Source organism: Demequina litoralis (assembly GCF_030418455.1).
Taxonomy (GTDB): Bacteria; Actinomycetota; Actinomycetes; order Actinomycetales; family Demequinaceae; genus Demequina; species Demequina litoralis.
The window spans coordinates 353230-374481 of the sequence record NZ_JAUHPW010000001.1 but is presented as its reverse complement, the minus strand read 5'-3'; the positions used below and the strand labels follow the sequence as shown (position 1 = coordinate 374481).

Sequence of the window (21252 nt, the reverse complement as noted above, 5' to 3'; positions counted from 1 at the left end):
GCGGGTTCTCTCAGCCCTGGTCGTTCTTGGCGCCGAAGACGATCTCGTCCCAGCTGGGGACCGACGCGCGTCCACGCTTGGTGGTGCGCCGCTCGGCGGGCTCCTCGCGCTTGGCGGCGGCAGGCTCGGGGGCGGGCGCGTCCTCGGCGCGGGTGCGGCTCGCGGACGGGCCGAAGCCGGTCTCGGCCTCGCGGGCGCGGCGAGCGGGCCCGAAGCCCTCGAACTCGTCCTCGTCGTCCTCCTCGTCCTCGTCCACCGTCTCGCGGGTGCCGCGACGCAGCTCGAGGTCGTCGAGGAGCAGCTCGGTCGGGCTGGGCTCGGCCTTGGGGGGAAGCGGGATCTCCTCGTCCGCCGCATCGTCCGCCGCGACCACCGGGACCGCGTCCGTGGCCGGGGCCGGCGGGCGCGTGGCCTGGAGCGGGCGCGCCGGGTCGTCCTCGTTCTCGCGGACGGCGCTGAGGTGGCGGCGGGGGATCGGGACGTCGAGGAGCTCGGTCTCGGAGAGCCAGCGGGCCTCCTCGTCCTCGGCGGTCACGGTGCGTGCGGTGTGGTCGAACGTCCACAGGGCGCGCACGCCGCGGCCCGACACGCGGTAGTCCGCGGCGACCTTCCACGGCTCGTCGACCTCGCGCCAGGCGTCCCACTCGACGGACTCGGGGTCGACGCCACGGGCCGCGAGGCGGTCCGTCACGAGCTCGCCGAGCTGCGGGGCGCTCGGGTCGCGGCCGATGCGGGTGTCGCGCGCAAGATCCGCGATGTACTGGCGCTCGGCGGCGACCGGGCCCTCGTACTTCTCGATCCCGGCGAGGCTCATGCCCGTGAGCTCCGCGAGTTCCTGCGCAGTCAGGCCGGCGCGGATGCGCTGCTGGATCTCGCGCGGCGACATGGTGGGGGCCTCGGCCTCCTCGGGCGCCTGCGCGGCGGGCCGGGAGGGCCGGGTGTACCGGACGGCGTGGCGCAGCTCGTCGGTCAGGGGGAGCTCGAACCGGTCGCCCGACTCGGCCTCCACGACGAGGTGAAGGCCGTCCTCGGAGGGACCCACGAGGGTGAGGCGCGTCATGGCATCAGGGTGCCACGCGCGACCCCGACGTGACGCGCGACACCCCGGTTCACGCGGATTGCCCCCGCCCCTACGATGAGGCCATGACCACGCCGTCCGAGCTGCTCGACGTCGCCTCCGCGCTCGCCTCCGAGGCGGGCCGGCTCATCAACGAGGGTCGCGCCGAGGCGCGGGTCGCCCTCACCAAGTCGTCCGACGTCGATGTCGTCACGCAGATGGACATCGCCGCCGAGCGCCTGCTGCGGGAACGCCTCGCGGAGCTGCGGCCCGACGACGGCGTCCTTGGCGAGGAGGGCGACGACGTGGTCGGCACCTCGGGCATCACCTGGGTGGTCGACCCGATCGACGGCACCGTCAACTACCTGTACGGCATCCCGCACTACTCGGTGTCGGTCGCGGCCGTGAGCGGCCCGCCGCACCCGCACGCGTGGATCATCGAGGCGGGCGCCGTCATGGACGGCTCCGGGGTGCTCTGGACCGCCGCACGCGGGCAGGGGGCGTGGCGAGACGGACAGGCGCTGCGGAGGGACGATGCGCCGCCGCTCGACCGCACGCTGGTCGCCACCGGCTTCCAGTACATCGCGGAGCGCCGTGCGCTCCAGGGGCAGGTCGTGGCCCGCCTGCTGCCGCAGGTGCGGGACATCCGGCGGCTCGGATCGGCGTCGGTGGACCTCGTCCACGTCGCCGCGGGCCTGGTCGACGCCTACTACGAGCAGGGCCTGCACCCGTGGGACTTCGCGGCCGGCGCGCTCATCGCCGCGGAGGCGGGCGTGCGCGTGAGCGGGATGGACGGCGGTCCGGCGGACGGCGACATGCTCATCGCGGCGATGCCGGAGGCGTGGGACGCCCTCCGGGACGCCCTCGCGGGCGCGGGGGCCCGCCCGTTCTGAGACGGGCCGCGCCGCCGCGCCGGAGCCACAAGATGCGCTCCGCGCGCGAATGGGGCACAATGCGTCAGCCGCGCGGGAACAAAACGCCCCTGTGAGGCATTGAACCCCCGCAAGCATCGAGGAAGGGACGCAAGCCGCATGGCAACGGATTACGACGCGCCGCGCAAGACCGACGACGAGATCTCGGCCGACTCGATCGAGGAGCTCAAGGCTCGTCGGGCCGACAAGACCTCGGGAGTGGTCGACGAGGACGAGACCGAGGCGGCGGAGGGCTTCGAGCTCCCGGGCGCGGACCTGTCCGGCGAGGAGCTCTCGGTCCGCGTGCTGCCCGCGCAGCAGGACGAGTTCACGTGCATGTCCTGCTTCCTGGTGCACCACCGCAGCCAGCTCGCCAGTTTCAAGAACGACCAGCCGATCTGCTCGGAGTGCGCGGCCTGACGCATGGCCGACCTCGAGATCCTCGTCAGCACGACCGAGCCGGACGTGCCGCTCCCGCACTACTCCCACCCGGGTGACGCGGGCGCGGACATCACCACCCGCATCGACGTGACGCTCGAGCCGGGGGAGCGGGCGACCGTCCCCACCGGCCTCAAGATCGCGCTGCCGGACGGGTACGCCGCGTTCGTCCACCCGCGCTCCGGCCTCGCGGCCAAGCGCGGCGTGACGATCGTCAACGCGCCCGGCACCGTCGACGCCGGCTACCGCGGCGAGATCGCCGTGACCCTGCTCAACACCGACCCGCGCGAGACCGTCACGCTGTCCCGCGGCGACCGCATCGCCCAGCTGGTCATCCAGCGCGTCGAGCACGCCGCGTTCGTCGCGGTCGAGGCCCTGCCGGGCTCGCACCGCGGCGACGGCGGCTTCGGCTCGACCGGCGTGACCACCGCGGCGGCCGCGAAGTGACCGACACGCCGACCATCGCGATCGCGGAGGTCACGCCCCGCGGGATCGCCCGCGTGTCGGGCCGCGTCGTCGCGATCCAGGTCGAGCCGTCCGACGCGCCGCCGGCCTTCACCGTGCGCCTCGAGGACGGCACCGGCCGCATCGACGCCGTGTTCATGGGCCGACGCGAGGTCCCCGGCATCGAGCCCGGCACCCGCCTCAGCCTGGAGGGCCGCGTGTGCGAGACCGAGGCGCTCCCGCGCCTGTACAACCCCCGCTACGAGCTCGTCCCGAGCGCATGAGCGGCGAGCAGCCGGTCGCGGGCAGCCGCGCGGCGCGCCTGCTGGGCGGGGAGTCCTTCGACCTCCACGAGGCCATCGGCGGCTGGCGCGGGTTCGTCGAGTCCTCGCTGCCCGGCATCGTCTTCGTCGCCGCCTACCTCGTGTGGGGCGGCTTCCGCATCCCGGTCATCGCCGCGGCCGCCGTCATGGCGGTGCTGGTGCTCCTCCGGCTGATCCAGCGCACGCCCGTGGTCCAGGCCGTCTCGGGCGCGGTCGGCGTCGCCATCGGTGCCGTCTGGGCATGGCGCGCGGGGGACGCCTCGGGGTACTTCGTTCCCGGGCTGTGGCTCAACGCCGCGTACCTCGCGGGCATCCTCGTCTCCATGGCGGTCCGCTGGCCGGTCGTCGGCATCGTCGTGGGCCTCATCCGCGGCGAGGGCACGCACTGGCGCGAGGACCGCGCCGAGCGTCGCCGCTACCAGCTCGCGTCCGCCGTGCTCGCCGGCATGTTCGCGCTGCGCCTGCTCGTCCAGGTGCCGCTTTACCTCGCCGGCGCGGTCGCCGCGCTCGGCACCGCGAAGCTCGCGATGGGGCTGCCGCTGTTCGCCCTCACGCTGTGGGGCGTATGGCTGCTGGCCCGCGACGCAGGAGCTGCTCGAGAGACTCAGGATCCGCCTCCGACGACACGATGAACAGCAGCTCGTCGTGAGCCTCGAGCGTGTCGTCCGGGGTCGGCGCGATGGTGCGGTCGCCGCGGATGATGCACGCGAGCACGATGTCGACGGGCCACTGGATCTCGCTGAGCGGCACGCCCACCACCGGGGACGATGCGGGCAGCGTCACCTCGACCATCGCGGCACCGGACTGGCGGAACGTGAAGACGCGGACGAGGTCGCCGATCGCGACCGCCTCCTCGACCATGGCGGTCATGATGCGCGGCGTCGACACGGCGACGTCGACGCCCCACTGCGTGTCGTACATCCACTCGTTGCGCGGGTTGTTGACGCGCGCCACGGTGCGCGGCACGCCGAACTCGGTCTTCGCGAGGAACGAGACGACGAGGTTGGCCTTGTCGTCGCCGGTCGCGGCGACCACCACGTCCATCGTCTCCACCTGCGCGTCGCGAAGCGCGGACATCTCGCAGACGTCGGCGAGCATCCACTCCGCCTCGGCGACCTGCGCGACGCGCATCGCGGCCGGGTTCGAGTCGACGAGCAGCACCTCGTGGCCGTGCTCGAGGAGGTCGCGCGCGATCGAGCGTCCCACCGAGCCGGCGCCCGCGATCATGACCTTCACTTCGACACCTCCGGGGAACGGCCCGTGACGCGGGCCGGGTCGGCGCCAGTCGCGGGCACCATCGTGAAGTACGCCTCGTCGCCCTCCTGGACCAGCGTGTCCGGGTCGGGCAGCAGCGGCTCGCCGAAGCGTACGAGGTACGCGACGCGCGCGCCGGCACGGCGCTCGAGCTCGGTGTAGCGGTGGCCCACCCAGCCGGAGTCGAGGGGCAGGCGGCTGAGGCTCACGCCCGCACTCGGGTCGTCGTACAGCGCGTCGGAGCCTCCGGGCAGGAGCCGCGACACGATCTGCGCGGCCGTCCAGGGCACCGGTGCGACCGTGGGGATCCCGAGCCGGCGGTAGACCTCCGCGCGACCGAAGTCCGCGATGCGGGCCACCACGTTGTCGATCCCGTAGGTCTCGCGCACCACGCGCGCCGCCAGGATGTTCGAGTTGTCGCCGTCGGAGACCGCGGCGAACGCGTAGGCGTCCTCGACCCCCGCGGACACGAGCGTGTCGCGGTCGAAGCCGATGCCCGTGATGCGTTGTCCCTCGAAGGTCGGGGGGAGCCGGCGGAAGGCGTCGCCCGACTGGTCGATCACCGCGACGGTGTGCCCGCGGGCCTCGAACTCGGTCGCCAGCGTCGCCCCGGTCCGGCCGCAGCCCATGATCACGATGTGCACGGCAACCCACGGTATACCCCTTGAGCCTAGGATGGTGCGACGTGCAGAGGTTTCTTGAGGGACTGAAACTGCTGGTGTTCGGGCGACCGATCGCGACCGAGCGCGCGCAGCGGATCGGGTTGAAGACGCGGCTGGCGCTGCCCGTGTTCGGCGCCGGCCTCCTGTCGACCGTGGCGTACGCCCCGGACGCGGTGGTCGACGCGCTCCGGAAGGGCGGCGTGCAGTCGACGCTCCCGGTGATGGCGGTCGCGGTCGTGGCGATCATGGTGCTGCTCGGCTTCGCGTACCGGTCCAACGTGCGCAAGCGGCCCGACGAGCGCGGCGACTACGGGCTCGTGTCCGACAAGCTCGGCCCCACGGCGGCGCTCATCACCGGCTCGTCGCTGCTGGTCGACTACATCTTCACCGTGGCGGTGTCGGTGGCGGCCATCGCGCAGTTCGTGGCGTACGTCGTCCCTGTCGTCGGCGACCGGCACACGCTGGTCGCGGTGGTGTCGATCGCGATCATGACGCTCGCGAACCTGCGCGGCATCCGCGAGCGCGCGCACGTGATGCTCGTCGTGTGGTTCGGCTTCCTGCTCGTGATCTTCCTCGTGATCGCCTTCGGCGCGAGCCGCGGGGACGTGGTGCCGCCCGCGAACCCGCCCGAGCCGACCTGGTCGTCGGCGATCGCCTTCGCCGGCGCGATCGCGTCCGGCGCGGTGATGCTCACGGGCATCGAGCACCTCGCCTCGTCCGCCCCCGAGCATGCGGAGCCGCGCGCCAAGCGCGCCGGCCGCACGCTCATCCTCGCCGTGCTCACCGGCGCGGCCGCGTTCCTCGCGGTGACGATCATGGTGTGGCGCTACCGCGTCTCGGGCTGGCAGTCGGGCCCCGTCCTGCTGCAGGCCACCGACCGCATCTTCGAGGCCGGCTGGACCGTGTGGGTGGTGGCGATCCCCGCCGTCGCGCTCCTCTACGCCGCGGCGTCGACGGTGTTCCGCCGCTTCTCGCGCCTCACGTCGTTCCTCGCGCGCGACGCCTACCTGCCGCGCCAGCTGTCCCAGCAGAGCGAGCGGCTGGTGTTCCGTGGCGGCGTGCTGTGGGTCGCGGGAGCGTCCGCGGCGATCGTGATCGCGACCGGCGCGCGCCTCGAGCAGCTGGTGCACATGTACCTCATCGGCGCGTTCGCGGCGATCGTGCTGAGCCAGGTCGCGATGGTGCGCCTGCAGTCGGGGCGCATCGCTGTCGAGCCCACCGGGCGGCCGCGCCTGCGGATGAAGGGCACGCGCGTGCTCCACATCGCCGCCGCGGTCGTGGCCGCGGCCGTGTGGATCGTCATCGCGGTGTTCAACTTCGCCGCGGGCGCGTGGTTCGCGCTGGTGCTCGTCGCGGGCCTCGTGCTGCTCATGCGCGGCATCCACTCGCACTACGCCGACGTCCGCCGCCAGCTCGCCATCCAGCCCAACGACCGCGCATCGTCCCGTCCGAGCGCGACCCACGGCATCGTGCTCGTCGCGCAGCTGCACCGTCCCGCGCTGCGCGCGATCGCGTACGCGAAGGCGGCCCGCCACTCGTCGCTCGAGGCCGTCGCGGTGCAGGTGGAGCCGGCGGCGACGCGCGAGCTGCAGCGCCGGTGGGGCGAGCTGCGGCTCGGCGTGCCCCTCGTGATCCTCGACTCCCCGTACCGCGACATGGTGGGCCCGGTGCTCGAGCACGTGCGCTCGATCCACCGCGTCTCGCCCCGCGACATGGTGGTGGTCTACGTGCCCGAGTACATCGTGGGACGCTGGTGGGAGAGGTTCCTCCACAACCGGGCGACCCTGCGGCTGCGTGCGCGGCTGCTGTCCGTGCCCCGCGTGGTCGTGTCCGCCGTGCCGTGGCACCTTCAGTCCTCGCTCGACACCGCGGAGGGCGCGGCGTTCACGCGCGAGCTGCCGCGGATCGCCGGCGCGGACGACGAGGCCGAGGAGGCGACGACCCGTGGGTGACCTGGTCCTGGAGATCGGCGCGGTCGCGCACGGCGGTCACTGCGTCGCCCGGCACGAGGGCCGGGTGGTGTTCGTGCGGCACGCGCTGCCAGGCGAGGTGGTCCGCGCGCGGCTCACCGAGGCGGGGGACGATGCGCGGCTGTGGCGCGCCGATGCCGTCGAGGTGATCGAGGCGTCGCCCGACCGTGTCGACTCGGCCTGGCCCGAGGCCGGCCCCGGCGGTGTGGGCGGCGGCGAGCTCGCGCACGTCGCGCTGCCGGCGCAGCGTCGCTGGAAGCATGACGTCCTGCGGGAGGCGTTCGTGAGGTTCGCGGATCGCGAGTTCCCGGGCGAGGTGCACGCCGCCCCGGGCGACGACGAGCGCGGCGGGCTCGGCTACCGGACGCGCGTCACCACGGTGGCGGGCCCCGACGGCCGCGCCTCGATGCACGTGCACCGCTCCCGCGAGCTGCGCGCGCTGGACGCGCTGCCGATCGCGGCGCCGGCGCTCGAGGAGCTCGTGCTGGGCACGCGCTACCCGGCCGGAGCCCACGTCATGGGCGTGGCGCCCGGAGGCGAGGCGGCACGCCTCGTGGTCGACGGCACCCCGTGGCGCGCAGGACGGCCGGACCGTCGCGACAACGCGCCCCGGCGGGTGCGCGAGGCCGTCGCGACGGGCACGGGGGAGTGGACCTACCAGGTGGACGTCGAGGGGTTCTGGCAGGTGCACCGGGAGGCGCCCGCGGTGCTGGTCGAGGCCGTGCTCGGCAGGCTGGGCGATGCCCGCACGGTGCTCGACCTCTACGCGGGGGCAGGGCTGTTCACCGTGCCGCTCGCATCCGCGGGACGCCGGGTGACGTCGGTCGAGGCGGACGCACGCGCCTCGCGCGACGCCCGCCGCAACGTCCACGGGCTGCCCGACGCGCGCATCGTCCACGGGGACACCCGCGCGTTCCTCGAGTCCGGACCGGAGGCTCCGGACGCGATCGTGCTCGACCCGCCCCGGTCGGGAGCGGGCGGCAAGACCGTCGACGCGCTCGCGGCAGTCGGGGCGGACCGCCTGGTGTACGTCGCGTGCGACCCCGTGGCGCTCGCGCGCGACACCGCCCTGCTGGCGCACCACGGCTACGCGCTCGAGGATGCCGAGGCCTTCGACCTGTTCCCCATGACGCACCACGTGGAGACGGTCGCGACGTTCGTGCGGGGCTGATCAGGGCACGCGCGACCGGGCGTCGAGCTCCTTGAGGGCGGCCTGGTAGGCGGCACCGTACTGGTAGTCGCTGTGCTGCATGGTGATACGCCGGCCGTCCGTCTCGAGCACGTACGGCTCGGGACCCTCCGGGTCCGCGGTGGGCTTGTTCTCGATGTTGAGCTCTCCGAGGCAGCCGATCGGATGGCCGAGAGGGTCGGTGAGCCGGTACAGGTTGAGCCAGCGCGCGGGCCGCGGGGTGCCGTCCGCCGCGGCATCGCCCGTGAGCGAGGCTCTCAGCTCGGTGAAGCGCACGGGGTTGTAGATCCGTGGGAAGAGCCAGCGGTAGTGGACGTCGAGCAGCTGCCCGTAGGTGAGCAGCGACACCGTCGTGGTCTCGGGCAGAGATGCGGGCTTGGCCCCTGAAGGCGGTCTGCGAAGGATCCGCTCGACCACCGGAACGGAGAAGATCGCGCCTTGGCTGTGCGCGCTGACCACGATGTGACGGGCGCCGCCTGCCTTGGCCAGCTCGCCGATCCGGTCCACCAGCTCCGGGATGGTGGTGTCCGTGTACGGGGCGGGCGACCACGGGTGGAAGGCGCGCGGCCACAGGCTGACGAGGTCCCACACCACGCCCACCTGGCGCCGCGCGCCGCCGTCGCTGGACCCCGACCGCATGAAGGTGAGGACCCAGCCGATCGGCGCGAGGAAGGCCACCCACACTGCAAGCTGCGTGAACCGTTCGTCCGCCTGGTCGCCGAGGATCCACCAGGTGCCCCCCGCGAACACGGCGCCGACCACCACCGCGACGGCCACACCTGCTCGGTTCGCGGGGGCCAGACCGGAGGCGAGCGCGCCGACGACGACGGCGACGAGGATCCACCCCGCGGCGGTCCACGCGAGCTCGCCTCCACGCACGGGCGGAGGGAAGGCGTCGGTTCCGCCGATCGCCACGTTGCCGAGGACGGCGATGACCACTCCGCCGACCGCGAAGGCCGCCGCGCCCGTCATGATCACCCCGCGCGCCCGGGCGGCGACGGCGCGCAGACGCATGAACCATGCGGGGCTCGACAGCCGCCTGAGCACGGGCCATTGCGCCAGCACCGCCGCGAGCGTGACGAGCACGGCGCCGAAGCCGAGGACGGCGAGGGTGGACGTGAACGCCGTCGGTGCGACCCCGGTGCCCGGGGGCGCGAGCACCTTGGCGAGGAACACGCCGCCGCCCGACACGGCGGTGATCGCCGTACCGAACGCGACCACCTGGAACGCGCCCGCGAAGAGCCGACCCCGCCACGGGCCGTGGCGCGGCGCCGCCACCATCTCGACGAGGAGCAGCACGACCACGGCGCCCACGATGATGACGAGCACACGCTGGAACGCGGCGGTGGCGCCCTCGGTGGCGGTGCCTCCGGCGAGCACGCCGACGGCGACGGTCGCGACGATCGTCACGCCCCACGTGGCGCGGCCGACCGCGGTGCGCCAGGCGTCCGGGACGAGGCGCCCGAACGCCGAGAAGGCGAGCATCCACGCAAGGCCGCCTCCCAGCATCGTCCAGCCGATGATGCGCGCCGTGGTGGCGGCGGCGCCCTCGCCGTGGCTGGTCGCGTACAGGGTGAGCAGCGCGCCCGCACCGGTCGTCGTGTGGATCCAGGACAGATGCCGCACGACGGGAGCGGCGCTCCACAGCGCCCACGTGCCGAGCCCGGCCCGCTGAGGCGCCGCGGGCGGGGTGCGGACGAGCGCATCGCGCGCGGTGGCGCCGTAGGTCTCGCCGCCCTCGGGGTCGTCGAACCGGGCCAGCAGGTGGGACATCTGGCGACGGCGCGCGATCCAGGCCCATGCCGCCATCGCGACGATCGCGACGCTCAGGCAGATCGGGTCGCGCCATCCGGGCGCGACGTCGGCCCACCCGAAGCGCGCCGGGAGCGACGTGAGCGCGAGCGCGCACAGCCACTGCGCACCCAGGACCGCGTACGCGGTGAGAGCCAGGGCGATGAGACGGGCCGCGAGCGTGTGGATGATGTCGCGCGTTCCTCCGCCCCCAGCAGCCGGCGCGGTCGGTGCGCCGTCGGCGTCGTCGCGGACGCCTGGCATCATCCACCCGGCGACGTTCATCAGAGCGAACGGCAGGAGCAGCAGACGCAGCGCGGACAGGTACCGGCTCCCCGAGGTGAGGCCGCCCCAGGAGTACGCCTCGACGATGCCGGGACCGTCCTCGCCGGGCTTCGCGGTGCGCTCGTCCTTGCGCCGGAAGAAGCCGGTGACGGTGCCCAGACGGACGGCGAACGCGCCGTCCTTGAGCAGCGACTCGGGCGGCGTGCCGGACACGCCGTGGATGCGCAGCTCGAGTGTGCCGTCCGGCACCTTCACGGGCCGGAGGTCCTCCAGTCCCCCCATGACCTCAAGCGTCGCACGAGCCGCCGACATCCTGCCAGGGAAGCGCCCGCATCGGACGTGCATCGGCGGCGCAACCTCGATGGCTAGGATGGCCCCAGACCCATCGCCGGGAGACCCCGCACCACGGAGGAGACGCATGAGCGCGAACAGCCTTGGATCCAAGTCGACGCTGAACGTTGGCGACAAGCAGTACGAGATCTTCCGACTCGACGCGGTCCCAGGGCTCGAGGGCCTGCCGTACTCGCTCAAGATCCTCGCCGAGGCGCTGCTGCGCACCGAGGACGGGGCGAACATCACCGCCGACCACGTCCGCGCGCTCGCGGGCTGGGAGCCCACCGCGGACCCCGACACCGAGATCCAGTTCACGCCCGCCCGCGTGGTGATGCAGGACTTCACGGGCGTGCCCTGCGTCGTCGACCTCGCGACGATGCGCGAGGCGGTGAGCGAGCTCGGCGGCGACCCGACCGTCATCAACCCGCTCGCGCCCGCCGAGATGGTCATCGACCACTCGGTGGTCATCGACATCTTCGGCCGCGGCGACGCCCTCGAGCGCAACACCGACCTCGAGTACGAGCGCAACCGCGAGCGCTACCAGTTCCTCCGCTGGGGCCAGACCGCGTTCGACAACTTCAAGGTGGTCCCGCCGGGCACCGGCATCGTCCACCAGGTCAACCTCGAGTACCTGGCGCGCGGCGTCATGACGCGCGACGTCGACGGCACCACCCAGGCGTACCCCGACTCGTGCGTCGGCACCGACTCGCACACCACGATGATCAACGGCCTCGGCGTGCTCGGCTGGGGCGTGGGCGGCATCGAGGCCGAGGCGGCCATGCTCGGCCAGCCCGTGTCGATGCTCATCCCCAAGGTCGTGGGCTTCAAGCTCACCGGCGAGATCCCCGCCGGCGCGACCGCCACCGACGTGGTGCTCACCATCACCGAGATGCTCCGCCGTCACGGCGTGGTCGGCAAGTTCGTCGAGTTCTACGGCGAGGGCGTGGGCGCGGTGCCGCTCGCCAACCGCGCGACCATCGGCAACATGAGCCCCGAGTTCGGCTCGACCGCCGCGATCTTCCCGATCGACGCCGTCACGGTCGACTACCTGCGCCTCACCGGCCGCTCCGAGGAGCAGGTCGCGCTCGTCGAGGCGTACTGCAAGGAGCAGGGCCTCTGGCACGACCCGACCCGCGAGGCCGCGTACTCCGAGTACCTCGAGCTCGACCTGTCGACCGTGGTGCCGTCCATCGCCGGCCCGAAGCGCCCGCAGGACCGCATCGAGCTCACCGCCGCCAAGTCGGCGTTCGGCACCTCGATCCTCGACTACGCGCAGCACGAGGAGCTGCACGGTCTCGACGAGTCGGTCGAGGAGACCTTTCCGGCCTCCGACCCGATCGCCGCCGAGGCCCACGCGGACGACGCGCCCGAGCCGGCCCACGCATCGTCCGTCGCGACGAAGACGCGCCCGCACAAGCACGTGCCGCTCACGATGGCCGACGGCACCGAGACCGCGCTCGACCACGGCGCCGTGGTGATCGCCTCGATCACCTCGTGCACCAACACGTCGAACCCGTCGGTCATGCTCGCGGCCGCGCTGCTCGCGCGCAACGCCAACGAGAAGGGCCTGAAGTCGAAGCCCTGGGTCAAGACCTCGATGGCGCCCGGCTCGCAGGTGGTCACCGACTACTACGAGAAGGCCGGCCTGTGGCCCGACCTCGAGGCGCTGGGCTTCCACCTCGTTGGCTACGGCTGCACCACGTGCATCGGCAACTCGGGCCCGCTGCCGCAGGAGGTGTCGGACGTCGTCAACGACAACGACCTCGCGGTCGTGTCGGTCCTCTCGGGCAACCGCAACTTCGAGGGCCGCATCAACCCCGACGTGAAGATGAACTACCTCGCGTCGCCGCCGCTGGTCATCGCCTACGCGCTGGCCGGCACGATGGACCACGACTTCGACACCGAGCCGCTCGGCACGGACACCGAGGGCAACGACGTGTTCCTGCGCGACATCTGGCCCGACGCGGCCGAGGTCGAGTCGATCGTCGGCTCGTCCATCACGCAGGAGATGTTCGAGAAGGACTACGCGGACGTGTTCGCGGGAGACGCGCGCTGGCAGAACCTGCCCACGCCCGCCGGCAAGACCTTCGAGTGGGCCGACGACTCGACCTACGTGCGCAAGCCCCCGTACTTCGAGGGCATGGGCCTCGAGCCGGAGCCCGTCCAGGACATCGGGGGTGCCCGCGTGCTCGCGCTGCTCGGCGACTCGGTCACCACCGACCACATCTCGCCGGCCGGCTCGATCAAGGCGGACAGCCCCGCGGGCATCTACCTCGCCGAGCACGGCGTGGAGCGCCGCGACTTCAACAGCTACGGCTCGCGCCGCGGCAACCACGAGGTGATGATCCGCGGCACGTTCGCGAACATCCGCCTCAAGAACCTGCTCCTCCAGAAGGAGGACGGCTCGGTGGTGGAGGGCGGCTTCACGCTCGACCACCTCACCGGCGAGCAGACCACCATCTACGACGCCTCGGTCGCATACCAGGCCGCCGGCATCCCGCTCGTGGTGCTCGCGGGCAAGGAGTACGGCACCGGCTCGTCCCGTGACTGGGCCGCCAAGGGCACGCGCCTGCTCGGCGTGAGCGCGGTGATCGCCGAGAGCTTCGAGCGCATCCACCGCTCGAACCTCATCGGCATGGGCGTCCTGCCGCTCCAGTTCCCGGCGGGGGAGAGCGCCTCGTCGCTCGGCCTCGACGGCACCGAGACGTTCGACATCGTCGGCGTGTCCGCCTTCTCGGCGGGCGAGCACCCGCGCACCCTCCCGGTCAAGGCGACCAAGGCCGACGGCTCGGTCGTCGAGTTCGACGCGGTCGTGCGCATCGACACCCCCGGCGAGGCGGACTACTTCCGCAACGGCGGCATCCTCCAGTACGTGCTGCGGTCGCTCGTGTCCTGAGCGCCGCTTGGCTTCGGTGGCCCCGTCCGGCATGCGCCGGGCGGGGCCGCCGGCCTTCCGGGCCGGGCGCGCCGCGCATCGTCCCGGCACGATGCTCGCCGCACCTCACCCGGCAGCGTCGCCGGGCGGCGGGACCGGAAGGCCGTACAGTGGAACGTCAACAGCAGTGAGGAGCAACGGGTGCTGGAGCGCATCGGGTCGCCGCGGGATCTCCGCGGGCTGACCTACGAGGAGCTGGCCGAGCTGTCCGCGGAGATCCGCGACTTCCTGGTCGACAACGTCTCCCGCACGGGCGGCCACCTGGGTCCCAACCTGGGCGTCGTCGAGCTCACCATCGGCATCCACCGGGTGTTCCACTCGCCGCACGACTCCATCGTCTTCGACACGGGCCACCAGGCGTACGTGCACAAGCTGCTCACCGGCCGCCAGGACTTCTCGACGCTGCGCCGCCGCGGCGGGCTGTCGGGCTACCCGGACCGTCAGGAGAGCGTCCACGACATCGTCGAGAACTCGCACGCCTCGACGGCGCTGTCGTGGGCGGCCGGCATCGCGCGCGGGCACACGATCAAGGGTGAGACCGGCCGCAGCACCATCGCGGTCATCGGCGACGGTGCGCTCACGGGCGGCATGGCCTGGGAGGCGCTCAACTCGCTCGGCGCCTCGCAGGACCGGGTGGTCGTCGTGATGAACGACAACGGCCGCTCGTACGCGCCCACCATCGGCGGCCTCGCGCGCAAGCTCGACACCATCCGCACGGACCGCCGCTACGAGGAGTTCCTCGGCTGGGGCAAGCGGACCTTCCAGAACCGCGGCCCGTTCCGCAGCTTCATGTACTCGTCCGTGCAGCACGGCAAGCGCGCCCTCAAGGGCCTGCTCACCGAGGACGGCGTGTTCGCGGACCTCGGCCTCAAGTACATCGGCCCGATCGACGGGCACGACCTTCCGCAGGTCGAGCGCGCGCTCCAGCAGGCCCACGACTTCGCCGGGCCCGTCATCGTGCATGTGCTCACCGAGAAGGGGCGCGGCTACACGCCCGCGGAGCAGGACGTCGCCGACCGCTTCCACGCGGTCGGCAAGATCCACCCCGAGACCGGGTTGCCCATCGAGCCGTCGCGCTTCGGGTGGACGTCGGTGTTCGCCGACGAGATCCTCGCCGTCGCCGAGGAGCGTCCCGACGTGGTCGCGCTCACCGCGGCGATGCTCGCCCCGGTGGGCCTGCAGCCGTTCGCCGACGCGCACCCGGACCGTGTCATCGACGTCGGCATCGCCGAGCAGCACGCGGTGACCAGCGCCGCGGGCCTCGCGTACGCGGGCCTGCACCCCGTGGTCGCCGTCTACGCGACCTTCCTCAACCGCGCGTTCGACCAGGTCCTCATGGACGTGGCGCTGCACGGCGCGGGCGTGACCTTCATGCTCGACCGCGCCGGCATCACGGGCGACGACGGCCCCAGCCACAACGGCATGTGGGACATGGCGCTGCTGCGTCACGTGCCCGGCCTGCAGCTCGCGGCGCCGCGCGACGCGGACACGCTGCGGCAGGCCTTCCGCGACGCGATCGACGTCGACGACGCGCCCACCGTGGTGCGGTACCCCAAGGGCGCGGTCGGCGACCCGATCCCCGCGATCCGTGAGGTTGGCGGGCTCGAGGTGCTCGCGGAGCACGGCGACGCGCCGCGGGTCGTGGTGGTGGGGCTCGGCTCGATGGCCGCGACCGCGATCGAGGCGGCCGACAAGATCGCCGCGGACGGCATCTCCACCCTCGCCGCCACCGCGACCTGGGTCCACCCGGTGCCGGAGGGGCTGTCCGGGCTGATCGGCGGCGCCGAGCTGGTCGTGACCGTCGAGGACGGGCTCACCGACGCGGGCATCGGCCAGGAGTGGGCGAGCTTCGCGCGGCTCCAGGGCCTGAGCGCCGAGTGGTCCCACCACGGCATCCCGCGCGAGTTCCTCCAGCACGCCTCGCGCGCGCAGCTGGTCGAGGACCTGGGCCTCGACCCCTCGGCCATCGCCGACGACACCCTGGCGCGGCTCGACCAGGACTGAGCGGGTCCTCCGGGTTCCACTCCGCGCGGCCGGCGCCCGGGCACCGCGGCGCTATTGGTACCAATCGGCACGTTCGAGGGATGCCTCGTCCCGAGTGGTACCAATCGGTACGTTCGGGGGCCGCCTCGTCCCGAGTGGTACCACCGGGGCGTGTCGCGCGGCGGGACGATGCGGCGGGGCCTAGCCCTCCGACGGCACCTGCGCCTCGGCGAAGGCCGCGGAGAGCTCGGGCGCGACCAGGTCGATCTGCCACGCACGGGCGCCGCGGCCCGCGAGGAACGCGCGGATCCACTCCTCGCCGCCGTCGGCGTACTCCCAGCACGTGCGGCGCAGCGCGTCGGGCTGGAGGAGGTTCTCGGCGGGGACCGCGTGGCGGTCGACCAGCGCGGCGATGCGCTCGCGCGCGACCGTGAGCCGCGCGAAGGCCTCGGGGCGCTTGTCCTTCCACACCCGCTGCTGCGGCGGGCCGTCGCCCTGGGGCGCGCGCCGCGAGGGCAGGGCCTTGTCGGGCAGCGCCATGGCCTCCTCGACGGCCTTGTACCACTGGGGAGCGCGGCGCTTGGTGCCCTTCGACTGGTACTCGCGGACGCCCAGGAGCGCGTCGAGCGAGGTGGGCTTGGCCAGCGCGGCGGCGACGATGGCCTGGTCGCGCAGCACGCGGCCGGGGGAGACGTCGCGGCGGCGGGCCTCCTTGTCGCGGGCCTCCCACATGGAGCGGACGATCGCGAGGCCGCGCTGGTCGCGGACCTGGTGGCTGCCGGACGTGCGGCGCCACGGCTCCTCGCGGGGCTCGGGCGGCGGGGCGAGGCGGACCGCCTCGAACTCCTGCTCGGCCCACTCGAGCTTGCCGGCGGCCTCGAGGTGCATGGCGAGCCTGTCGCGCAGGTCGAGCAGCACCTCGACGTCGAGCGCCGCGTAGACGAGCCAGTCGTGGGGGAGCGGGCGCGTCGACCAGTCCTGAGCCGAGTGCTCCTTGGCGAGCGCGAAGCCGAGCTCGCGCTCGACCACGGCGGCGAGGCCCACGCGGGGCCAGCCGAGCAGGCGAGCGCCCAGCTCGGTGTCGAAGACCTTCGCGGGCGTCATCCCGAGCTCGCGCATGCCGGGCAGGTCTTGGCTCGCGGCGTGGAACACCCACTCCGCATCGCCGAGGGCCTCGCCGAAGCTCGACAGGTCCGGTAGCGCGGCGGTGTCGATGAGCGCGATGCCGGCGCCGGCGCGCTTGAACTGCGCGAGGTAGGTGCCCTGGCCGTAGCGGAAGCCGGAGGCGCGCTCGGCGTCGGCGGCGACCGGGCCGGTGCCGGCGGCGAAGGCGGCGCAGGCCTCGGCGAGCGCCTCGGGGGTGTCGATGATCGGCGGCACCCCGTCCGCGGGCTCGGTCAGCGGGATGGCGACGGGCGCATCGTCCTCCGGGGACGACGCGGCGGTGGGCTCGGTCACAGGGTCCTTCCCGGCAGCGTGCGCACGCCATCGGGCGTCGGGGGGACGCCGGCGCATGCGGCCATGAGATCCGTCCACGCCGCGATGTGCGGGGCCAGATCGGTCGTGGTGGGCGTCCACGACGCCCGCAGCTCGATGCTGACCTCGTCCGGTCGGTCGGACATCTCTCCGAACGACGTCGAGGTCACCTTGGTCACGGTACCGCCGCGGGCGCGGTGGGGCGCGCCGGCGAGGGAGTCCGACAGCCACGACCACGCGACGTCGCCCCACAGCTCGTCCCGGCCGACCTCGGGGTCGGCCGACGCCTTCACCAGGGCGACGATGCGCATCGTCCCCTCCCAGGCGGCCTGGCCGTCGGGGTCGTGGAGGATCACGAAGCGCCCGGAGGCTTCCTCGCCCTCGACCTCGCCGCTGATGGCCGCCGCGTACGGCGCGATGCGGTGCGGGGCGGGCACCTCCGTCAGCCGGACGGAGGGATGGGTGGGGGCGTCGCGCAGCGACAGGAGCGCCTCGCGGAAGTCCGCGGGCGCCTCGCTGAGGTCGCTGGCCATAACCGGAGCCTATGCCCCGTGCCTGGCACGGGACGCGTACGCCACGCACGGTGCGAACGTCTAGGCTGGCCCCGTACCCCGGCAACCTCCCTTGAAGGATGGACGATGGCGCTCGCTCAGATCGGTGTGACCGGCCTCGCGGTCATGGGCCGCAACCTGGCCCGCAACTTCGCACGCAACGGCTTCACGGTGGCGGTGCACAACCGCTCGCCGCAGAAGATGCACTCGCTGCTCGAGGAGCACGGGGACGAGGGCGAGTTCATCGGTTCCGAGACGCTCGAGGACTTCGTGGCCTCGCTGCAGGTGCCGCGCACCGTCGTGATCATGGTGCAGGCGGGCGGCCCGACCGACGCCGTCATCGACCAGCTCACGGGCCTGCTCGAGAAGGGCGACATCATCGTCGACGCGGGCAACGCGCTGTACACCGACACGATGCGCCGCGAGAAGGACCTCGCCGCCAAGGGCCTGCACTTCGTCGGCTCCGGCGTCTCCGGCGGTGAGGAGGGCGCGCTGCTCGGCCCGTCGATCATGCCCGGCGGCCCCGCCGAGTCCTACGTGACCCTCGGCCCCATCCTCGAGAAGATCTCCGCCAAGGCCGAGGACGGCACCCCGTGCTGCGTGCACATCGGCCCCGACGGCGCCGGCCACTTCGTCAAGATGGTGCACAACGGCATCGAGTACGCCGACATGCAGCTCATCGGCGAGGCGTACGACCTGCTCCGCACCGGCCTCGACCTCGAGCCCGCGGAGATCGCGGACATCTTCGCCGAGTGGAACCAGGGCGACCTCGAGTCCTTCCTCATCGAGATCACCGCCGAGGTGCTGCGCCAGACCGACGCGCGCACCGGCAAGGCGCTCGTCGACGTTATCAAGGACGAGGCGGGCCAGAAGGGCACCGGCCGCTGGACCGTGAAGTCCGCGCTCGACCTGGGCGTGCCCGTCACCGGCATCGCCGAGGCGACCTTCGCCCGCGCCATCTCGTCGCAGGTCGCGCAGCGCGCGGCCGCCCGGGACGTGCTGACGGCGTCGACCGGCGACTTCCACATCAACAACCGCGAGGGCTTCATCGAGGACGTGCGCCTCGCGCTGTACGCCTCGAAGGTGGTCGCGTACGCGCAGGGCTTCGACCAGATCCGCGCGGCGTCGGAGGAGTTCGGCTGGGACATCACGCTGGGCGACATGGCCAAGATCTGGCGCGCGGGCTGCATCATCCGCGCCCGCTTCCTCGACCGCATCACCGATGCGTTCACCCGGGACGCCGACCTGCCGACGCTGCTCGTGGACCCGTACTTCTCGGACACGATCGCGGACGGCGTGGGCGCCTGGCGTCGCGTGGTCGCGCAGGCCGCCCTCACCGGTGTGCCGGCCCCGGCCTTCTCGTCGTCGCTGTCGTACTACGACTCGCTGCGCGCGGAGCGCCTGCCCGCGGCCCTCATCCAGGGCCAGCGCGACTTCTTCGGCGCGCACACCTACAAGCGCGTGGACGTCGAGGGCACGTTCCACACGCTGTGGTCGGGCGACCGCACCGAGGTCGAGGCCTGATCCTCTGATCGCTCCCGGACGGGGCGTCGGCTGCGGCCGGCGCCCCGTTCCGCATTGCGGGGACGATGCGCGCGTCCGGGAGGGGACGAAGGTCCCGTTAGTCTGGGCGCCGTGAGCATCGAGCTGGTCGGGCGCAGGCCCGAGGTCGCCCCCGAGCAGCTCATCGCCGCGCTCGTTCCGCCGCCGCACTTCGCGTCCGCGTCCTTCGACACGTACGTGCCGGATCCGGCGCACCCGTCGCAGGGCGCCGCGCTCGCCGAGGTCCGCGAGTTCGCGGCGCCGCACACGCGACGGTTCCGGGCACGCAAGGGGCCCGGCATCGGGCTGTACCTCGACGGCGGGTTCGGCGTGGGCAAGACCCACCTGCTCGCGTCGCTCGCGCACGCGCTCGGTCCGTCGCGCGCCGCCTTCGGCACGTTCGTCGAGTACACCAACCTCGTGGGTGCGCTGGGATTCGTGAAGGCGCGCGAGGCGCTGTCGGCGTTCGCCGTCGTGTGCATCGACGAGTTCGAGCTCGACGACCCGGGAGACACGCTCATCATGGCGCGCCTCATGCGCGAGCTCACCGACGCGGGAACCTGCGTCGCGGCGACGTCCAACACCCTGCCCGATGCGTTGGGCGAGGGACGTTTCGCCGCCTCCGACTTCCAGCGGGAGATCCAGGCGGTCGCCCGCGTCTTCGAGACGGTGCGCATCGACGGGCCCGACTACCGGCACCGCGGTTCGCTGGACTTCCCGGCGCCGGCGTCGCCGGAGCTGCTCGACGAGCTCGCGGGCGGTCCGGGTGGGGCCGCGGCGGTGTGGTCCGATCTGGTCGCGGACCTCGTCAACGTCCACGCGTCCCGCTACGGCGCGTACGTCGCCGGGGTCGAGCGGCTCGCCCTCCGCGACGTCGCGCCGCTCGAGGACCAGAACCAGGCGCTGCGGGTGGTGGCGCTGGTGGACCGGTTGTACGACCGGGACGCCGTGATCGCGGCTTCGGGAGTGGCGCTCACGGAGCTGTTCACGCCCGACATGATGCGGGGCGGCTACCGCAAGAAGTACCTGCGGGCGCTGTCCCGTCTCGAGTCGATGGCGCACGCCGCGCTCGAGCACACCCGGCCCGTCTGAGCAGGGGTCGCGCCGCGCGCACCGTGCGCGCGTGCGGGCGACGCGGCTATCGGCCGGCCGGCCGCCGTCGTCGCCTACCCGGCCACCGCATCGTCCACCGGCAGGAGCGCCCGGAAGCGCGCCCGCTCCGCCCCGACGTCGAAGGTGGCCTCGGGCCAGGAGAGGTGCAAGTCCTCGAGCGTGTCGACGAGCAGCTGCGTCACCGCGAGTCGCGCGTACCATTTGCGGTCGGCGGGGACCACGTGCCACGGGGCCGAGGACGTCGAGGTGGCGTCGAAGACATCCTGGTAGGCGTGCATGTACTCGTCCCAGCGCTCTCGTGCGTCGAGGTCGCTCGGGTCGTACTTCCAGAACTTCTCCGGGCGCTCGAGACGTTCCCCGAGGCGCGCCAGCTGCTCCTCCGGCGAGATCATCAGCGCGATCTTCACCACGGTGATGCCTGCGGCCTCGGTCTCGCGCTCGAAGCGGTTGATCTCGGCGTACCGGTGCTGCCACGGATCGCCCTCGACGAGCCTCGCGACCCGCGCGACGAGCACGTCCTCGTAGTGCGAGCGGTCGAAGACCCCGATGCGCCCCGGGCGGGGGAGGGCGCGCCGCACGCGCCACAGGTAGTGATGCTGGAGCTCCTCCGGCGTGGGCGCGCCGAACGACCTGACCGCGACGCCCTGCGGGTCGACCATGCCGAGCACGTGGCGTGAGATGCCTCCCTTCCCCGACGTGTCCATGCCCTGGAGGACGAGCACCACGGCGCGGCCGCCGCCGGAACGCCCCTCCGCGTACAGCATCTCCTGGAGGTCCGACAGCCGTTCGCCGAGCCGCGCCCGCGCCGCCTTGCCCTCGACCTTGCCGCCGGTGAAGCCGGGTGTGGCGCGGGTGTCGAAGGTTCCGAGGTCGAAGCCCTCGCCCACGCGCAGGATCTCCGACGGCCGATCCCGCCAGCCTGTCTCCGTCATGGCAGCCCCCTCGATGCCTGTTGCCGCCACGATAACCACGCCCTGCGGGTCGCGGCAGGGCGG

General features: G+C 72.9%; 18 protein-coding genes. 11 read left to right on the top strand and 7 right to left on the bottom strand.

Going from position 1 to position 21252, the window contains the following annotated elements:
• Window positions 1–10: 10 nt before the first annotated feature.
• Window positions 11–1060 carry a septation protein SepH gene (gene sepH / locus QQX09_RS01725; protein WP_301130968.1) on the bottom strand — a complete coding sequence of 350 codons (1050 nt, stop codon included), beginning with the start codon at window positions 1058–1060 and terminating at the stop codon, window positions 11–13.
• An 83-nt stretch (window positions 1061–1143) separates the two neighbouring features.
• Here sepH and QQX09_RS01720 point away from each other — a divergent pair, with 83 nt between their 5' ends.
• The 5 genes from QQX09_RS01720 to QQX09_RS01700 all read left to right on the top strand — a co-directional run bounded on the left by QQX09_RS01720 (window position 1144) and on the right by QQX09_RS01700 (window position 3805).
• Window positions 1144–1950 (top strand): inositol monophosphatase family protein, encoded by an 807-nt coding sequence (locus QQX09_RS01720; protein WP_301130967.1) that lies wholly within the window; start codon window positions 1144–1146, stop codon window positions 1948–1950.
• A gap of 138 nt (window positions 1951–2088) precedes the next feature.
• Window positions 2089–2388, top strand: a complete 300-nt coding sequence (locus tag QQX09_RS01715; RefSeq protein WP_042211966.1) for a DUF4193 domain-containing protein — start codon at window positions 2089–2091, stop codon at window positions 2386–2388.
• A gap of 3 nt (window positions 2389–2391) precedes the next feature.
• A complete protein-coding gene (gene dut, locus QQX09_RS01710) occupies window positions 2392–2853 on the top strand; it encodes a dUTP diphosphatase (RefSeq protein WP_301130966.1) in 462 nt (153 codons plus the stop codon).
• The gene (locus QQX09_RS01705) at window positions 2850–3134 is read left to right on the top strand and encodes an OB-fold nucleic acid binding domain-containing protein (protein ID WP_301130965.1); all 285 of its coding nucleotides are present in this window, start codon (window positions 2850–2852) and stop codon (window positions 3132–3134) included. Before dut ends, QQX09_RS01705 begins: the two co-directional genes overlap by 4 nt.
• On the top strand, window positions 3131–3805 hold the full coding sequence (locus tag QQX09_RS01700) for a DUF3159 domain-containing protein (RefSeq protein ID WP_301130964.1): 675 nt from the start codon (window positions 3131–3133) through the stop codon (window positions 3803–3805). The genes QQX09_RS01705 and QQX09_RS01700 overlap by 4 nt, the downstream gene beginning before the upstream one ends.
• On the opposite strand, the gene QQX09_RS01695 is transcribed toward QQX09_RS01700, so the two are convergent.
• Both QQX09_RS01695 and QQX09_RS01690 read right to left on the bottom strand, forming a co-directional pair.
• Window positions 3723–4409 carry a potassium channel family protein gene (locus tag QQX09_RS01695; protein WP_062295464.1) on the bottom strand — a complete coding sequence of 229 codons (687 nt, stop codon included), beginning with the start codon at window positions 4407–4409 and terminating at the stop codon, window positions 3723–3725. The two genes, QQX09_RS01700 and QQX09_RS01695, sit on opposite strands and share 83 nt — an antisense overlap.
• Complete coding sequence (locus QQX09_RS01690) at window positions 4406–5071, bottom strand: potassium channel family protein (protein ID WP_301130963.1); 666 nt, start codon at window positions 5069–5071, stop codon at window positions 4406–4408. The genes QQX09_RS01695 and QQX09_RS01690 overlap by 4 nt, the downstream gene beginning before the upstream one ends.
• A 41-nt stretch (window positions 5072–5112) precedes the next feature.
• On the opposite strand from QQX09_RS01690, the gene QQX09_RS01685 reads away from it, so the two are divergent.
• Together QQX09_RS01685 and QQX09_RS01680 are read left to right on the top strand one after the other, a co-directional pair.
• Window positions 5113–7041 (top strand): APC family permease, encoded by a 1929-nt coding sequence (locus tag QQX09_RS01685; protein WP_301130962.1) that lies wholly within the window; start codon window positions 5113–5115, stop codon window positions 7039–7041.
• Window positions 7034–8230 carry a class I SAM-dependent RNA methyltransferase gene (locus tag QQX09_RS01680; RefSeq protein ID WP_301130961.1) on the top strand — a complete coding sequence of 399 codons (1197 nt, stop codon included), beginning with the start codon at window positions 7034–7036 and terminating at the stop codon, window positions 8228–8230. The genes QQX09_RS01685 and QQX09_RS01680 overlap by 8 nt, the downstream gene beginning before the upstream one ends.
• On the opposite strand, the gene QQX09_RS01675 is transcribed toward QQX09_RS01680, so the two are convergent.
• Complete coding sequence (locus QQX09_RS01675) at window positions 8231–10606, bottom strand: hypothetical protein (RefSeq protein WP_301130960.1); 2376 nt, start codon at window positions 10604–10606, stop codon at window positions 8231–8233. It lies immediately after the preceding gene.
• A gap of 136 nt (window positions 10607–10742) precedes the next feature.
• Here QQX09_RS01675 and acnA point away from each other — a divergent pair, with 136 nt between their 5' ends.
• On the top strand, window positions 10743–13553 hold the full coding sequence (gene acnA / locus QQX09_RS01670; RefSeq protein WP_301130959.1) for an aconitate hydratase AcnA: 2811 nt from the start codon (window positions 10743–10745) through the stop codon (window positions 13551–13553).
• A gap of 180 nt (window positions 13554–13733) precedes the next feature.
• Entirely contained in the window at window positions 13734–15596 is a 1863-nt protein-coding gene (gene dxs, locus QQX09_RS01665; RefSeq protein ID WP_301130958.1) for a 1-deoxy-D-xylulose-5-phosphate synthase, read from the top strand.
• A gap of 180 nt (window positions 15597–15776) precedes the next feature.
• Here the strand turns inward: dxs and QQX09_RS01660 are convergent, their stop codons facing one another.
• Window positions 15777–17033, bottom strand: coding sequence for an HRDC domain-containing protein (locus QQX09_RS01660; RefSeq protein WP_301130957.1), 1257 nt, complete (start codon window positions 17031–17033; stop codon window positions 15777–15779).
• Window positions 17030–17584, bottom strand: coding sequence for a DUF3000 domain-containing protein (locus QQX09_RS01655; RefSeq protein ID WP_301130956.1), 555 nt, complete (start codon window positions 17582–17584; stop codon window positions 17030–17032). Before QQX09_RS01655 ends, QQX09_RS01660 begins: the two co-directional genes overlap by 4 nt.
• Window positions 17585–17689: 105 nt before the next feature.
• On the opposite strand from QQX09_RS01655, the gene gnd reads away from it, so the two are divergent.
• Complete coding sequence (gene gnd, locus QQX09_RS01650) at window positions 17690–19126, top strand: NADP-dependent phosphogluconate dehydrogenase (protein WP_301130955.1); 1437 nt, start codon at window positions 17690–17692, stop codon at window positions 19124–19126.
• A gap of 111 nt (window positions 19127–19237) precedes the next feature.
• Window positions 19238–20236: a cell division protein ZapE gene (gene zapE, locus QQX09_RS01645; RefSeq protein ID WP_301130954.1), complete on the top strand. Its 999-nt coding sequence runs from the start codon at window positions 19238–19240 to the stop codon at window positions 20234–20236.
• 74 nt (window positions 20237–20310) lie between these two features.
• Here the strand turns inward: zapE and QQX09_RS01640 are convergent, their stop codons facing one another.
• A complete protein-coding gene (locus QQX09_RS01640; RefSeq protein ID WP_301130953.1) occupies window positions 20311–21189 on the bottom strand; it encodes a PPK2 family polyphosphate kinase in 879 nt (292 codons plus the stop codon).
• Window positions 21190–21252: the final 63 nt, after the last annotated feature.